Here is a 14,608-nt window from a genome sequence, read left to right as displayed (position 1 = left end):
CGCTTCCGTCTGGTTACGGGTGTTTGCCCGAGATCACGTCGGCTTCGTTGTCCAGGGGTTCCAGCAGGGTTGAGCTCTGGGTCAGCAGTTGGCTGGTTTCCCTCAGGCGCTCCGACACCCGCTGTCGCAGGCTCGCCAGCTGGTCTATCTTCCGCTGGGCTTCGGTTGTCCTGCGGTGGGCTTCGGCTGTCGCGTCCGCCACCAGTTTTTCCGCTTCTCGCTGGCTGGTGATCCTGCGGTCCGCCGTTTCCTGGTCCAGCGCCGCTCGGCGGGCCGCCATCGCCGACTCGAATTCCTGTTCCACCTGGCGGTGCTGGGCGTCTGCCTGTTCGCCGAACTTGCTCCGGCGGTCCTCCGCGTCCGTGGACATCCGGGTCAGGTCCGCGCGGGCCCGTTCCAGTGCTGCCTTGTGTTCCGCCTGCAGCTGGTTCTGCTGTGCTTCCAGGTCTGCGAGCAGGAACTCGTATCGGCTTCGCAACGCCGCCGTAGCCTGCTGGGCCGTCTCGAAGGTCTTGTCCGCCGCGGCTTGGGCTCGTGCGGTGATCTCCAGCGCTTCCGCTTTGGTCACCTCGAGCATCACGCGCAGCTGCTTGTGGACTTCGTCGGTCGCTTTGATCGGCTGCGTCGAGCCGTTGACCTGATCGCGCAGCTTGGTCAGTTCCGCGTGCATCGCGTCTATCTGCCTGGTCTGCTCCGCGGCCTGGGCGCGGGCGTTGTCGCGGTCCGCGGTGAGCCTGCGGAGGTTGGACTCCAGATTGGCAACGTGCTGTTGCACTTGCGCGCGGTCGTATCCGTGGCGGACCACGTCGAAACCGAGCGGTAGTGGGGCATCGGCGGGGGCCATGCGGCGAGATTACCCGTCGTGTCCAGGTCTACCAGTGGAACCCTCTGGTCAATCTGACCAGTGCCGCCGCCGCTGCCGACAGTTTTCGTTCACCCTTGCCGAACTTGACACGCCCCGCGCCGCCCGCCGCCGTCGAGTCCGGGAACACCCGGTATCCCTGGTACGCGATGGCGTCGACCAGGTCGGGAGCCAGTGCGTAGGCGGTCTGGATCATCAGGCCCGTCGGGGTGCCGATGTGCTTGGGACGGTCACGCAACGCGTCCATCACCATGTCCGCCGCCTGATCGGGTGATTTCGCCGGGAAGGCGTCGTAGAGCTTGGTCGGCCGGATCATCGGGGTACGCACCAAAGGCATGTGCACAGTCGTGAACGTGACACCGGCGCCGTGGGTTTCGGTAGCGGCGATCTTGCTGAAGTAGTCCAATGCGGCCTTGGACGCCACATAGGCCGAGAAGCGGGGCGCGATTCCCTGCACACCGATCGACGACACGTTCACGATGTGCCCGAAGCGCCGTTCGGTCATGTGCGGCAGCAACGCCAGGATCAGCCGCACCGCCCCGAAGTAGTTCACGGCCATCGCACGCTCGTAGTCGTGGAAACGGTCGTACGACAACCTGATCGACCGCCTGATCGACCGTCCGGCGTTGTTCACGAGCATGTCTACGCCCGGCTGCTCTTCGAGCATCAGCGCCACCGTCTTGGTCACCGACTCGTTGTCGGTGAGATCGCACGGGTACGCGTACGCCTGCCCGCCCGCGGCGACGATCTCCGCACGCAGCTCGGACAGTTCGGTCGCGCGCCTGGCCACCAGCAGCGGGATCCCGCCTGCTGCGGCGACCTTCAACGCCGTCGCCCGGCCGATCCCCGACGACGCCCCGGTGATCACGATCCGCCTGCCGTCCAGCTTCCCGCCGCGCCCGCCGCGGCGCGCGCGGAACGGGTCGAGGTGCTCCCGCCAGTAACGCCACAGCACGTCCGCGTACGAATCCAGGTCCGGCACCGCGAAACCGGGCAGTTCGGCACGGGTGGCCGCCGACGAGAAAGCCGACGGGAACGTCAAAGCGGACAGCACGGCGGGCGGGACGCCCAACCGGTCGAGCACCGCGTCCCTGGCGAGCGTGAACCCGGGCACGTAGTCGCTGAGCCTCGCCAGTTCGACCAAGGGCTTGCTCAGGGTCTCGCCGAGCTCGAAGGTGACCGTCGGCGCGCCAGCGGCCCGCGCGAGCGCGTTGTACACGGACTTCGCCGACTGCGGCGACGGGTTGACCAGGTGGAACGTCCGCCCGTCCAGTCCGGGAGCCGCGACGAGGTGGGCCAGCGCGTCGGCCACGTAGTCGACCGGGACGATGTTGGTGTCCCCGATGTCGGGCGCGACGACCGGCACGCTCGGCAGACCGGCCAGCCGGGACAGCGCGGGGAAGAAGTAGTACGGACCGTCGACCTTGTCCATTTCGCCGGTCTGCGAATGCCCGACGACGACTGCGGGCCGGTACACGCGCCACGGCACGGCTTCCTGCTCGCGCACCAGTCGTTCGGATTCGAACTTCGTCCGGTGGTACGGCGTGACCAGGCGTTGCCCGACGTCGAACATGTCCTCGGTGAACTCGCCCTCGTGGTCACCGGCGACCGCGACGGACGACACGTGGTGCAGGCACCCCGCTTCGACGTCCTCGGCCAGGTCGATCACGTGCTGGGTGCCGTCGACGTTGGCGGTGGTGCTTTCCTCGTCGTCGGCCGTCATGTCGTAGAGCGCGGCGAGGTGCACGACGTTGTCCACGCGTCCGCGCAGCGTGGTCAGCTCACGTTCTGAGATGCCCAGGCCGGGTTCGGAGATGTCGCCGAGGAGCACAGTCACCCGGTCGGGTGTCGGCCATGACCGGACCAGCTCGGCCAGTCTGTCCTGCGACGAGGCCCGCACGACCAGCCAGACCCGCTCGACTTCGGCCGTTTCCAGCAGGCGGCGCGTGAAGTGCCTGCCGATCAGCCCGGTCGCACCCGTCACCAGATAGGTCGCCATGACCGGTGATTCTGCCTCCTATGCGGCTGTGCCGGCAGCCGCATAGGAGGCGTGCATCAGCAGTCGCGCAACTCCGGGCTCTGGTTGAGCAGCTGGCCACGCGGTGAGATGAACTTGCGGTAACGGTCACCGTCCACAGCGGACGGCAGGAACGCCGCGACCCGGTGGCAGTTCTGGAAGCTGAGCTTCACGCCGAAGTGACGCTCCAGGCCGCCGCGGATCGCGTCCGACGCCAGCGCGCGCAGCAACTGGCCACGCTCCTTCTCACTGGGCGGCGGCGTCTGGTTGTCGGCGAACTCCGCGGTGCCCTCCTTGGCCCTCGCGGCCACGTCGCTGATCAGATTCCACGCGTAGGGCAGGGACACACGGACGCAGTCGACGAACTCGGCGTCGGTGACGTCGCCACGTTCAGCCTTTTCGAGCAACGCGGTTGGCACGTCCAAGGACATGAATACCTCCGTGTTCTGCGGGTTGGTGTTATCCAGCGTTGACGGCCGAGCCCGCCAGCGGGACCGCCCCAAGAGTGAACTCCGGGTCGATCTGCTCGGCGAGGTCCCTGCCGGTGCGTTCGTTGGCCCACGCCTTCGCGTTGCGCAGGTGGAACTGGACGGCCTGGTCCTGGTAGCGACCCCAGTCCTTCGCCGTCGAGTCGACCAGGGCCTGCATGGTGCGCAGCGCCTGGCGGTTGGCCGGTTCGAAGGCGTCGATCGGGCGGACCTCGCCGCGCTCGGCCGCACGCACGTGCGCCGACCGCGACACCCACGTCAGCAGGTCGTCGCCGACGTGGTCACGCAGGAAGGCCAGGTCCTCGTCGTCGGAGATCTTGTTGCCGACGACGGCGACCCTGACGCCGAAGTCCTTGGCGTAGCCGAGGTACTGCCGGTACACGCCGATGCTGCGCACGGTCGGCTCGCAGACCAGGAACGTCACGTCGAACCGGGTGAACAGGCCGGAGGCGAACGAGTCCGCGCCCGCGGTCATGTCGACGACGACGTACTCACCGGCGGCGTCGACCATGTGGTTGAGCATCAGCTCGACCGCGCCGACCTTGGAGTGGTAGCAGGCGACGCCGAGGTCGTCCTCGCCGAACGGACCTGTCACGGCCAACCGCACACCGTCGATCTCGCGCACACAGGCCGCGTAGATCGGGTTGTCCTCGATCACGCGCAGCACGCGTGAGCCGCGTCCGGCCGGGGTCGTCTTGACCATCTCGGCGGTCGAGGAGATCCGTGGGTTGTCGCCGCGCAGGTAGTCCTTGATCAGCGGCAGGTGCTCACCGAGCGTCGGCAGGGCGAGCGTTTCCGGCTCCGAGGCGCCCAACGCGCCTGCCAGGTGCTGGTTGATGTCGGCGTCCACAGCCAGAACCGGCTGCTCGGCGGCGCCGAGGTGGCGGAGGAAGAGGGAAGCGAGCGTGGTCTTGCCGCTGCCGCCCTTCCCGACGAAGGCGATCTTCACCCCGACATTGATATCGGTTTTCATTATCCGAGCGCAAGTCGGGTTCGCCGGTTCACCCACTCGAGACCGTTGCGTGCAACCAATGTGGCCTTCGTTGCGTGAAGCGCAACGAAGGCCACATTGGTTGCCAAAAAGTCAGGTCTGGGCGGCGGGGAGTTTGCGCAGCTGGTCGAGGACGGCGGGGTCCTGCAGTTCCATCCACTTGATCACTTCGGAGAACGTGGTGCACACGGTCTCCGGCTTCGTGCAGACCTCGCCCATGAACTGCTCGGCGGCCACGCCGAAGCCGCCGCCCGCCCAGTCGGTGAAGTGGTTGCCGATCGGCAGCGGCGCCCGGTTGCCGCGCAGGGTGGCGTCGTAGGCGGCGCGGTAGACCTCCAGTGTCGCCCTGGCGAACTCGTCGCGCTTGGACTTGTCGTCCTTCGAGCGGTTGAGCGCGTCCCAGAGCTGGTAGTCCACCATTGTGACCTTTTTGTTGTTCACCGCGGGCATGCGCACCATCGGCATGGCGAACTCCCAGATGTCCTTCTCCTTGACCGGCCACAACACGCCGTCGGAGACCTGGCTGGAGTCGTAGCTCAGGCCGCGGCTGCGCATCGCGTCGAAGACCGCGTCGAACTTGCCCTCGAGGCACGGCAGCCTGCCGCCCCTGATGGCCGTGGCGTCGACCTTCAGGCCCTGGACGCCCGCCTGGTCGACGAACTGCACGAACTGCTGGAGTTCGGTCTGCCACTGCTGCGTCGTCCACTTCGGGCTGCAGAAGTGGCCGTTGTAGTGGGTGCCGATCTCGATGCCGCGCTGTGCGGCCGTGTTCAGGTCGTTGATCCTGGTCCTGACCTGATCGAGTGAACCCCCGAAAGAGATCGACGACTGGCCCTGCGGGTGCCCTGGCGCGGTGTACTGCCTGCGCTGGTCGTCGGCCAGCAGGTACACGCCGGACAGGAACGCGGTGAACCGCGCGTTCGACTTGCCCGCCAGGTCGAGCAGTCGCCGCCATTGGTCGTGCGCGCCCGCGCCGTCGTAGGAGAACAGCACGAACTGCGGTGGCCGCTCGCCCGGTGTGATCTTGCGCATCCAGTCGCCGGGCGTGGCCGCCGCGACCGGCTGCGGCTCGGTCGCGTCCGGGTTGCGCATGCCGATGACCAGCAGGATCACGAAGGTCACGATCAGCGCGACGCCCAGCGTGATCGGCTGCCAGTTCCTCGCTCCGCGTGCACCCATCACCCACAAGGTAGACGCACGGTGTGGTGACGTTACACCTGGGCGAAAACCGCGGGTGAAGGTTACGAACGGAACACACCGCCCCAAGGGGACGCGTTAGGCTGCCGTATGACCTGATCGATTTGGCCGGATCGATCTGGGTAAAATCCGCTTTACCCGACGGGAACACACGGGCACGTTCGGCCGTTGGACCCGGTGAAGGCCACAACAGGCCCATGGAGGATCAGGTGCGTTCTTCGAGCAACCCCGCGTTCCGCAACCTCGCGGCCCGCGGCAACGTTGGCTATGCGGGCTTCGGCAGCCCGCAGGGCTCCCCGCACGGCGGGGTGCCCGGATATGGCGTTGACCAGGCGCCGCCACGTGAGGCGGACCGCCCGATCACCGTCGACGACGTCGTGATGAAGACCGCTACGACGCTGGGCGTGGCCCTGCTGACCGGCATCATCACGTCCGTCCTCGTCCTTGGCGGGTCGATCAGCCCGTGGCCGCCGCTGATCATCGGTTTCCTGGTCGGCTTGGTCGTCTCGCTGATCGTCATCTTCAAGCAGACCCCGAACCCCGCGCTGATCTTGACGTACTCGGCCGCGGAGGGCGTCGCGCTCGGCGCGTTGACCAGCCTGGTGCCCAAGGGCATCGGTCTGCAGGCGCTGCTGGGCACCGCGCTGGTGTTCGGCGTGATGCTGGTGGTCTACCGCACCGGCGCGGTCAAGGTGACGCCGAAGCTGACCAAGTGGGTCATCGCCGCCGCCGGTGGCGCGTTCCTGCTGATCCTGGTGAACCTCGTGCTCAGCATGTTCGGTGTGAACATGGGCATCAGGGGCAACGGCCCGATGGCGATCATCTTCAGCCTCGTGGTGATCGGTATCGCCGCGTTCATGCTGCTGCTCGACTTCGACCTGGCCGACCAGATGATCCGCGAAGGTCTGCCGTCGAAGTGGGCGTGGTACGCCGCCTTCGGCCTGATGACCACGCTGGTCTGGCTGTACGTCGAGATCCTGCGACTGCTCTGGGCACTCAACAGCGATTAGCGATCGGTTCAGCTCCCATCCACCGGACCCCGGCCCCGTGCCGGGGTCCGGTTTTTTGTGCGCTCGTCCAAGATCGGAGAATCGATAGGGTGGTGGTGTGCCTGAGCTGATCGCGCCGGACGCCCGGCTGCACGCCGCATGGCTCGAAGCGCATGCCGAATGGGGCGAAGGCCGCCACGAGGACGGGTTCGGGCTCCTGGCATCCGACGAGGTGCGCTCGGCGCCGGGGTTCGCGGCGTGGGTCGCCCGGCTGGCCGCCGAGCACGCGACGTGCACGTACCGGTGGATCGTCGACGGCGACCAGGTCCTCGGTGGGATCGCACTGCGGCACGAGCACAGCGACTACGTGAACTGGGCCGGGCACATCGGCTACGGGATCCGGCCGTCGGCCCGGGGCAAGGGGCTGGCGACGTGGGCGCTGGGCCGGATGCTCGGCGCGGCGCGGGAACTCGGCCTCGACCGGGTGCTGGTGGTCTGCGCGCTCGGCAATGCCACGTCCGCGCGGACGATCGAACGCAACGGTGGTGTCCTGGAAGGGATCGGCGACACCAGGTTCGGTCAGGTGCGCCGCTACTGGGTGGACACCCGCGCTGTCACCGGCTGACCGTGATTCTCCGGCAGAATCGTGACATGGCGTTCAACATCCCGGGCCCGCGTACGGTGTTCGGCTGGGCAGTGCGGACCGCGGCAGAGGTCGTCTCGATCCCCGGCCGGGTGCTCGGCCTGCTCACGGCAGCCGAGCGGGCGGTCAGCCGGGCGAACGAGCTCGTCGGCCGCACCGACGACGTGGTGACGTCGGCGGAGGCGGCCGTCGAGCACGCCAGGCGCGTCGCCGTCGCCGCGGAGGAGGTCATCGAGGCGACCAAGCCGATGGTCCGCTTCGCGGCCGAGATGTCCGCGCACGAGGTGGAAGCGGCCATCCGCCTGGTCGACGAACTGCCCAAACTCGCCGAGCACATGGCCGAGGACATCATGCCGATCCTCGGCACCCTCGACCGCGTCGGACCGGACATCCACGAACTGCTCGACGTCGCCAAGGACGTCCGGCAGGCGATCCAGGGCATCCCCGGCTTCGGCTACCTGCGCCGCCGCGGCGAGGAGAAGGAACTCGAGGAGTCCTGACGCGGTCGGTCAGGCCAGGCGCTCGATGACCATCGCCATGCCCTGGCCACCGCCGACGCACATGGTCTCGAGACCGAACTGCTTGTCGTGGTGCTGCAGGGAGTTGATCAGGGTGGTGGTGATCCGGGCCCCGGTCATGCCGAACGGGTGGCCGACCGCGATCGCGCCGCCGTTGACGTTCAGCCGGTCGATGTCGACGCCGAGGTCGCGGTAGGACGGGATCACCTGCGCGGCAAAGGCTTCGTTGATCTCGACGAGGTCGATGTCCCCGATCGCCATGCCCGCCCTGGCCAGTGCCCGGTTGGACGCCTCGACCGGGCCGAGGCCCATGATCTCCGGGGACAGGCCGGAGACGCCCGTGGACACGATCCGCGCGAGCGGTGTGACGCCCAGCTCCTTGGCCTTGTCCGAGCTCATGATCACCAGTGCCGCCGCGCCGTCGTTCAACGGGCAGCAGTTGCCGGCCGTCACACGGCCGTTCGGGCGGAAGACCGGCTTGAGCGTCGCCGTCTTCTCGTAGGTGATACCCGGCCGTGGCCCGTCGTCCGCCGAGACGACCGTGCCGTCCGGCAACGTCACCGGGGTGATCTCCTTGGCCCAGAAGCCGTCCGCGATCGCCTTCTCCGCCAGGTTCTGCGACCGCACGCCGAAGCGGTCCATGTCCTCGCGGGACACGTCCTTCAGCAGCGCCAGGTTCTCCGCGGTCTGGCCCATCGCGATGTAGGCGTCCGGGATCAGCCCGTCCTCGCGGGGGTCGTGCCACGACTCGGCGCCGGCCTCGGCTGTCGACACCGTCCTGGCTTCGGCGTCCGCGAACAACGGGTTGTGCGTGTCCGGCCACGAGTCCGAGCTGCCCTTGGCGAAGCGCGACACGGTTTCCACGCCCGCGCTGATGAACACGTCGCCCTCGCCCGCCTTGATCGCGTGGAAGGCCATCCGGGTCGACTGGAGGCTCGACGCGCAGTACCGCGTCACCGTGCAGCCCGGCAGGTGGTCGTAGCCCAGTTCCACCGCGAGCACGCGGCCCATGTTGAAGCCCTGCTCGCCGCCGGGCAGGCCGCAGCCGAGGATCAGGTCGTCGATCTGCTTCGGGTCGAGCTGGGGCACCTTGTCCAGCGCCGCGCGCACGATCTGGGCGGCGAGGTCGTCCGGCCGGATGCTGACCAGTGATCCTTTGCCGGCGCGTCCGATCGGCGATCGGGCGGCCGAGACGATGACGGCCTCGGGCATGGCGCAGCTCCTTTGCTCCGGCGACACGGAAGTTACTCACCGGTCAGCCTAGGGCCTGGGGCCGAACTCGCCACGGGAGTTAGGTCACTGCACGGCACAGGGGTGCGAGCAGGATGTCCGAAGCGTGCCGGTAGCCCGCCCCGTTCGGGTGGAACCTGTCCGGGCTGAACAGCTCCGAGTACCGCACGTGGAACTCCGATGAGACCAGCTCGCCCATCGGCACCGGCACACCACCCGCCCGCAGCACGGCGTTGCGTTGTGCCCTGGCCAGCATCCGCGCCCACCGCCGCACGACCCAGCGCAGCGGCTGCGGAATCGGCCTGACCGTACCGAGATCGGGGCACGTCGCGACCACGACGGCTGCCCCGGCCGAACGCAGCCGGGCCACTTCGACGCCGAGGAGCGCGGCCGACGTGCTGACACGCATCTTGCCCGTCACGTCGTTGCCGCCGATGATCACCAACGCCAGGTCCGGCGGGTCCGTCACCGCCTTGTCGACCTGCGAGACGAAAGTCCTGGTGTTCGCGCCGACCCGGGCGTAGGTCGTCAGCCGCACCGAGCGCCCGGTCTCCTCCGCCAGCCCACGCGCGAGCAGCACACCCGGCAGCAGGTCGGCGTTCTCCGCGCCGTAGCCCGCGGCGAGCGAATCACCGAGTACGGCGAACTTCAGTTCTCCCGCACCGGATCCCGCGTACACGCCGTCCGCGCGGTGCGGGTCGCCTGTGGACTGCCCGATCAAGGTCCGCGCCCGCTTGCCCTGTCCGGTGAGCAGTCCGTACATGGCACCGGACAGTCCGCCCACACCGCAAAGAGCCACCGCGGCGACTCGAACACCCCGCAACGCCCCCATCGCGGCCTCCCCTCACGCCCTGACCCCACTAATACACGGATCATGACGTGCGAGGCACCCGAATTGTCCCCTAATGGGGGTTCCGTAGGGGCAGACCTTCGGTCCGCGGTGACGGCAACGTGCACGTCGGGATGGGCCTGCGGGCGAAACCCACCTCGAAGCCCCTGCGCCGGATCCTGGTCACGTGGTGCAGCAGGTTCACCTTCATCAGGAACGGCAGCGCGCCGGGCGGGTCGAGCGCGTAGACGAACCGCGGCTCACCGGTCGTCCAGCCTGGCCAGTTGGCGTCGTGCAGGCTGGTCAGTTCCTCGCGGCAGTGCGGCCATTCCCGGTACCGCTTGGCGGTCGCGCTCGCCCTGGCGAAGCTCTGCGTGGTGAACACCAGGTCCATGTCCCTGGTCAGCAGATCAGCGTGGTGCGCAAGGGGAATGCACGGTTGCAACGCGATTTCCCCTGTCACGTCGGGGATCGCGGCCAGCTTGCCCTCCAGCCCGGCGAGCAGCTGGCGGTCGACGAGGAACCAGTGGTTCTCGGCGAACACGTAGAACTCGCCGCGGTGGCGCAGTTCCGGCTCCTGCAGGCCGACGTTCAACCCGGCGCGGACGCGGTGTTCCAGCGTCAGGTCGAGTTGTGCGACCACATTCGACTTCGACGGCACCGCGTTGATGATGTCGAGCAGCGGCGAGTCCGCGCGGTACCTGGCCGACGTGTACCGCGCGAGGAGTTCCGCGAGCAGCTCCGGCAACGGCTGTCGCGGTTCGACGTGCAGGACGTGCGAGCCCGTCATGCCGCGCACGAGCCCGTCGTGGGCCAGCGCGCGGGACCACTCCGGGTCGAGTCCGATCGCGGGCAGGTAGGTGGAATTGGCAGCGACTCTGATGCCGAAATCGGGGACGAGCGATTCCCGTGGGGGTGTGGTACCCACCACGAACCGCCTGCCGTCGATCACGTGGGTGTCCGACTCGTCGGTTTTGTCCATCAACAGGTGTACGCTCAGTTTCATGCGAAACACCCCCTGTAGTTGAAACTGTACGTTCCCCGGGTGACTCGCGTGAAGATCCGGAAGAGTGAAACCGCAGGTTGAGTACGCTCGCGGGTGTGAACCTGGCTGATTTCTACCGCGATCTGCACGAGCACCCGGAGCTGTCCCGGCAGGAGCACCGGACGGCCGGGAAGCTCGCCGAGGCGCTCGCTTCGCTTGGCTACGAAGTGACCACCGGCGTGGGCGGAACGGGTGTCGTCGCGTTGCTCCGCAACGGTGACGGGCCAACGGTCATGCTGCGCGCCGACATGGACGCGCTGCCGATCGAGGAACAGACAGGTCTGTCGTACACCAGCAAAGTGCCTGGCGTGATGCACGCGTGTGGACACGACATGCACGTCACGTGTCTGGTTGGCGCCGCGGAGAAACTGTTGGCGGACAAGGATTCCTGGACCGGGACGCTGATGCTCGTGTGCCAGCCCGCCGAGGAGACCACCACGGGGGCGCGTGCGATGGTCGCCGACGGGCTGTTCGAGCGGTTCGGCAAGCCGGACATCGTCCTCGGCCAGCACGTCTGCCCGCTGCCCGCCGGGATGCTCGGCTACGGCACCGGCCCGGTGATGGCGGGCTCGGACTCCGTCCGGGTCACGCTGCACGGCCGCGGTGGGCACGGATCACGCCCGGAGACCACGGTCGACCCGGTGCTGATGGCCGCCAACGTCGTCGTGCGGCTGCAGGGCATCGTCGCCCGCGAGGTCCCGCCGGCCGAGACCGCGGTCGTCACGGTCGGCAAGCTGCACGCGGGCACGAAGGACAACATCATCCCGGAGACGGCCGAGCTGGACATCAACATGCGCACGTACACCAGGCAGACCCGGGACCTGGTCCGTGCCGCGATCGAGCGGATCGTCCGGGCGGAGGCCGCGGCGAGCGGCGCGCCGAAGGACCCCGAGATCGACTGGCACAACAGCGCGCCGGTGCTCGTCAGCGACCCGGACAGCACCACGCGGACGGTCGAGGCGTTCACCGGGCACTTCGGCGCCGACAAGCTGATGGTGCTGCCGGTGGTCACCGGCAGCGAGGACATCGGCATCTTCGGCGACGCCGCCGGTGTGCCGACGGTTTTCTGGTTCTGGGGCGGCCTGGAGTTCGACGTGGTGGTCAAGGCGATCCAGGAAGGCGGCATCGAGGCGTTGCCGAGCAACCACTCGCCGGTGTTCGCACCTCTGATCGAGCCGACGCTGTCGACCGGCGTCGACGCGTTGTGCGTCGCCGCCCTCACCTGGCTCGGTCAGCGGGGTTAGCGCGGCGAGCTAGGCTGGCGGGAAACGGGCGCCTCACGAGGAGAACAGCGGTGGAGTACGTCGAACACGTCGTCGACCTGATCGGTAACACACCGCTGGTCCGGCTGAACTCGGTCGCCGACGGCCTCGCGCCGCTGGTGCTGGCCAAGGTGGAGTACGTCAACCCCGGCGGCAGCGTGAAGGACCGCATCGCCGAGCGGATGATCGAGGCGGCCGAGAAGTCCGGCGAGCTCAGGCCGGGCGGCACGATCGTCGAGCCGACGTCGGGCAACACCGGTGTCGGGCTGGCCATGGTCGCCCAGCGCAAGGGCTACAACTGCGTCTTCGTCTGCCCCGACAAGGTCAGCGAGGACAAGCGCAACGTGCTCAAGGCGTACGGCGCTCGTGTCGTGGTGTGCCCGACGGCGGTCCCGCCCGAGCACCCGGACTCGTACTACAACACCTCGGATCGCCTGGTCCAGGAGATCGACGGCGCCTGGAAGCCCAACCAGTACGCCAACCCGCAGAACCCGGTGAGCCACTACGAGTCGACCGGGCCCGAGCTGTGGAAGCAGACCGAAGGCCGGATCACGCACTTCGTCGCCGGTGTCGGCACGGGCGGCACGATCTCCGGCACCGGCCGGTACCTCAAGGAGGTCTCCGGCGGCAAGGTCAAGATCATCGGCGCGGACCCTGAGGGTTCGGTGTACTCCGGCGGCAGCGGCCGCCCGTACCTGGTCGAGGGGGTCGGCGAGGACTTCTGGCCGGACACGTACGACCGCGACATCGCCGACGAGATCATCGAGGTCTCCGACGCCGACTCGTTCACCATGACCCGGCGGCTGGCCCGCGAGGAGGCGCTGCTGGTCGGCGGCTCGTGCGGGATGGCCGCGGCGGCGGCGCTCAAGCTGGCCGAGCGGTGCGGCCCGGACGACGTGATCGTCGTCCTGCTGCCCGACGGTGGCCGCGGTTACCTGTCCAAGGTCTTCAACGACCGCTGGATGGCCTCGTACGGCTTCCTGCCGCCCGAGCACAGCGGCGCGACAGTCGGTGACGTGCTGCGCCGCAAGGACGGCCGGATCCCGGAACTCGTGCACGCGCACCCGACCGAGACGGTCGCGGACGCCGTCGCCTACCTGCGCGAGTTCTCCGTCAGCCAGATGCCTGTGGTCAGCGCTGAGCCGCCGGTGATGGCCGCCGAGGTGGTCGGCGCGGTGAACGAGCGCGACCTGCTGGACGCGTTGTTCACCGGCAAGGCCGCGCTGGCCGACCGGCTGGACAAGCACATGACCGCACCGTTGCCGACGATCGGCGCGGGCGAGCAGATCAACGTCGCGATGAAGGCGCTCGCCGGTGCCGACGGCGCGTTGGTGCTGATCGACGGCAAGCCCGCGGGGGTCGTGACCCGCCAGGATCTGCTCGGCTACCTCGCCAGGAGCTGAATGTGAGGGCCTTTCCCCAATCCGTTAGCGTGTGGCGCGAGTAGCCGACCCGCAGGGGGGATACGTCCGAAATGAGTGCTCCTCAGAACCCGAATCAGCCACCGCAGCAGCCGCCCGGCGCGCTGGCCAACCCGGAGCCGACGATCGCGATCGGCGGTCCCGGCAACCCGGCGCAAGGCCAGGGGCAGAACCCGAATCCGGACGCCACCCAGGTGGTGCGGCCGCAGGACGACGACCAGCCCGAAGCGACCCAGGTCGTCCGCCCCGGCCAGGTCGGTGCCGGTGCCCAGCCGTCCGGGCCGCAGCCGGTGCAGCAGCAACCCCAGGCTCCCCAACCGCAGCAGGGCTACGGCCAGCCCCAGCCGGGCCAGGAGCCGCCGCCCGGCTACCCCCAGCAGCAGCCGGGGTATCCCCAGCCCGGCTACCCGCAGCAGCAGCCGCAGCAGCCCGGCTTCGGCCAGCAACTCGGTCAGCAGCCCCCGCCCGGGTATCCGCCACAGCAGCCCGGCTACCCGCAGCAGCCGGGTTACCCGCCCGCGCCCGGCGGTGCGCCGTACCAGTACGGCGGTGGGTACCAGTACGCGAGCTGGGGACAGCGGTTCGTCGGCGGCCTGATCGACTACGGCTCGCTCGCCGTGCTCAACGGCATCATCCTGGGTATCGCGTTCGGCGCGGAGGTGTACGCGCTGACCGGCCTCGGCAGCCTCATCGGCCTGGTCTTCCTCTTCTACAACACCTGCTACCTCGGCGGGACCAAAGGGCAGTCGTGGGGCAAGAAGGTCGCGGGCATCAAGGTGGTCCGGGAGGACAGCGGCCAGGTGATCGGCTTCGGCCTGGCGTTCGGCCGCCACATCCTGCACATCATCGACGTGTTGCCGATCTACATCGGTTTCTTCGCCCCGTTGTGGGACGCCAAGCGGCAGACGTTCGCCGACAAGATCGTGAACACCATCGTGATCGAGGCGCCGTCTGCGCAGCAGGGGTACGCGGCGTACGGTCAGCCGCAGCAGCAACAACCGTACGGGCAGCCGCCACAGCAGTGGTGACCCTGCGTCGACAAGCCTTCGGGGCCCTGTTCGGTGACACCGGCGGGCCCCGTTTTCATGCCCGTGGGACACTCGGGGTCATTACAAG

14 protein-coding genes are annotated in these 14,608 nt (G+C 68.4%); 6 read left to right on the top strand and 8 right to left on the bottom strand.

Translation table 11 applies throughout. The features are described from left to right. Positions 1 to 13: 13 nt before the first annotated feature. The 5 genes from ALI144C_RS30125 to ALI144C_RS30105 form a co-directional block, all read right to left on the bottom strand. Positions 14 to 844 carry a hypothetical protein gene (locus ALI144C_RS30125; RefSeq protein ID WP_076990584.1) on the bottom strand — a complete coding sequence of 277 codons (831 nt, stop codon included), beginning with the start codon at positions 842 to 844 and terminating at the stop codon, positions 14 to 16. Between the two features lie 28 nt (positions 845 to 872). Next, a complete protein-coding gene (locus tag ALI144C_RS30120; RefSeq protein WP_076990583.1) occupies positions 873 to 2,861 on the bottom strand; it encodes an SDR family oxidoreductase in 1,989 nt (662 codons plus the stop codon). A 56-nt stretch (positions 2,862 to 2,917) separates the two neighbouring features. Continuing rightward, positions 2,918 to 3,310: an SCO5389 family protein gene (locus ALI144C_RS30115; RefSeq protein WP_076990582.1), complete on the bottom strand. Its 393-nt coding sequence runs from the start codon at positions 3,308 to 3,310 to the stop codon at positions 2,918 to 2,920. A 28-nt stretch (positions 3,311 to 3,338) separates the two neighbouring features. Further along, positions 3,339 to 4,316: a nucleotide-binding protein gene (locus ALI144C_RS30110; RefSeq protein ID WP_076990581.1), complete on the bottom strand. Its 978-nt coding sequence runs from the start codon at positions 4,314 to 4,316 to the stop codon at positions 3,339 to 3,341. Positions 4,317 to 4,451: 135 nt separating this feature from the next. Further along, on the bottom strand, positions 4,452 to 5,537 hold the full coding sequence (locus ALI144C_RS30105; RefSeq protein WP_076990580.1) for a polysaccharide deacetylase: 1,086 nt from the start codon (positions 5,535 to 5,537) through the stop codon (positions 4,452 to 4,454). Positions 5,538 to 5,764: 227 nt separating this feature from the next. On the opposite strand from ALI144C_RS30105, the gene ALI144C_RS30100 reads away from it, so the two are divergent. The 3 genes from ALI144C_RS30100 to ALI144C_RS30090 all read left to right on the top strand — a co-directional run bounded on the left by ALI144C_RS30100 (position 5,765) and on the right by ALI144C_RS30090 (position 7,687). Next, complete coding sequence (locus ALI144C_RS30100; RefSeq protein WP_076990966.1) at positions 5,765 to 6,565, top strand: Bax inhibitor-1/YccA family protein; 801 nt, start codon at positions 5,765 to 5,767, stop codon at positions 6,563 to 6,565. A 97-nt stretch (positions 6,566 to 6,662) separates the two neighbouring features. After that, entirely contained in the window at positions 6,663 to 7,169 is a 507-nt protein-coding gene (locus ALI144C_RS30095; protein WP_076990579.1) for a GNAT family N-acetyltransferase, read from the top strand. A 26-nt stretch (positions 7,170 to 7,195) separates the two neighbouring features. Next, complete coding sequence (locus ALI144C_RS30090; RefSeq protein WP_076990578.1) at positions 7,196 to 7,687, top strand: hypothetical protein; 492 nt, start codon at positions 7,196 to 7,198, stop codon at positions 7,685 to 7,687. Positions 7,688 to 7,696: 9 nt separating this feature from the next. On the opposite strand, the gene ALI144C_RS30085 is transcribed toward ALI144C_RS30090, so the two are convergent. The 3 genes from ALI144C_RS30085 to ALI144C_RS30075 form a co-directional block, all read right to left on the bottom strand. Next, positions 7,697 to 8,917, bottom strand: a complete 1,221-nt coding sequence (locus ALI144C_RS30085) for an acetyl-CoA C-acetyltransferase (protein ID WP_076990577.1) — start codon at positions 8,915 to 8,917, stop codon at positions 7,697 to 7,699. Between the two features lie 79 nt (positions 8,918 to 8,996). Beyond that, positions 8,997 to 9,767 carry an SGNH/GDSL hydrolase family protein gene (locus ALI144C_RS30080; RefSeq protein ID WP_083753516.1) on the bottom strand — a complete coding sequence of 257 codons (771 nt, stop codon included), beginning with the start codon at positions 9,765 to 9,767 and terminating at the stop codon, positions 8,997 to 8,999. Between the two features lie 70 nt (positions 9,768 to 9,837). After that, positions 9,838 to 10,770: a hypothetical protein gene (locus tag ALI144C_RS30075; RefSeq protein WP_076990576.1), complete on the bottom strand. Its 933-nt coding sequence runs from the start codon at positions 10,768 to 10,770 to the stop codon at positions 9,838 to 9,840. Between the two features lie 95 nt (positions 10,771 to 10,865). On the opposite strand from ALI144C_RS30075, the gene ALI144C_RS30070 reads away from it, so the two are divergent. From ALI144C_RS30070 to ALI144C_RS30060, 3 genes are all read left to right on the top strand, one after another. Continuing rightward, positions 10,866 to 12,053 carry an amidohydrolase gene (locus ALI144C_RS30070; protein ID WP_202819087.1) on the top strand — a complete coding sequence of 396 codons (1,188 nt, stop codon included), beginning with the start codon at positions 10,866 to 10,868 and terminating at the stop codon, positions 12,051 to 12,053. Between the two features lie 50 nt (positions 12,054 to 12,103). Then, entirely contained in the window at positions 12,104 to 13,474 is a 1,371-nt protein-coding gene (locus tag ALI144C_RS30065; RefSeq protein ID WP_076990574.1) for a cystathionine beta-synthase, read from the top strand. A 71-nt stretch (positions 13,475 to 13,545) separates the two neighbouring features. Further along, a complete protein-coding gene (locus tag ALI144C_RS30060) occupies positions 13,546 to 14,520 on the top strand; it encodes an RDD family protein (protein WP_076990573.1) in 975 nt (324 codons plus the stop codon). Positions 14,521 to 14,608: the final 88 nt, after the last annotated feature.

The sequence above is a fragment of the Actinosynnema sp. ALI-1.44 genome (assembly GCF_001984155.1).
Lineage (GTDB): Bacteria > Actinomycetota > Actinomycetes > Mycobacteriales > Pseudonocardiaceae > Kibdelosporangium.
This window is presented reverse-complemented; position numbering and strand designations above follow the sequence as displayed.

Bases quoted from the DNA above. Each gene is read 5' to 3' on its own strand.
- ALI144C_RS30085 (WP_076990577.1), bottom strand. From the start codon at position 8,917: ATGCCCGAGGCCGTCATCGTCTCGGCCGCCCGATCGCCGATCGGACGC.
- ALI144C_RS30080 (WP_083753516.1), bottom strand. From the start codon at position 9,767: ATGGGGGCGTTGCGGGGTGTTCGAGTCGCCGCGGTGGCTCTTTGCGGT.
- ALI144C_RS30120 (WP_076990583.1), bottom strand. From the start codon at position 2,861: ATGGCGACCTATCTGGTGACGGGTGCGACCGGGCTGATCGGCAGGCAC.
- ALI144C_RS30105 (WP_076990580.1), bottom strand. From the start codon at position 5,537: ATGGGTGCACGCGGAGCGAGGAACTGGCAGCCGATCACGCTGGGCGTC.
- ALI144C_RS30075 (WP_076990576.1), bottom strand. From the start codon at position 10,770: ATGAAACTGAGCGTACACCTGTTGATGGACAAAACCGACGAGTCGGAC.
- ALI144C_RS30090 (WP_076990578.1), top strand. From the start codon at position 7,196: ATGGCGTTCAACATCCCGGGCCCGCGTACGGTGTTCGGCTGGGCAGTG.
- ALI144C_RS30115 (WP_076990582.1), bottom strand. From the start codon at position 3,310: ATGTCCTTGGACGTGCCAACCGCGTTGCTCGAAAAGGCTGAACGTGGC.
- ALI144C_RS30060 (WP_076990573.1), top strand. From the start codon at position 13,546: ATGAGTGCTCCTCAGAACCCGAATCAGCCACCGCAGCAGCCGCCCGGC.
- ALI144C_RS30125 (WP_076990584.1), bottom strand. From the start codon at position 844: ATGGCCCCCGCCGATGCCCCACTACCGCTCGGTTTCGACGTGGTCCGC.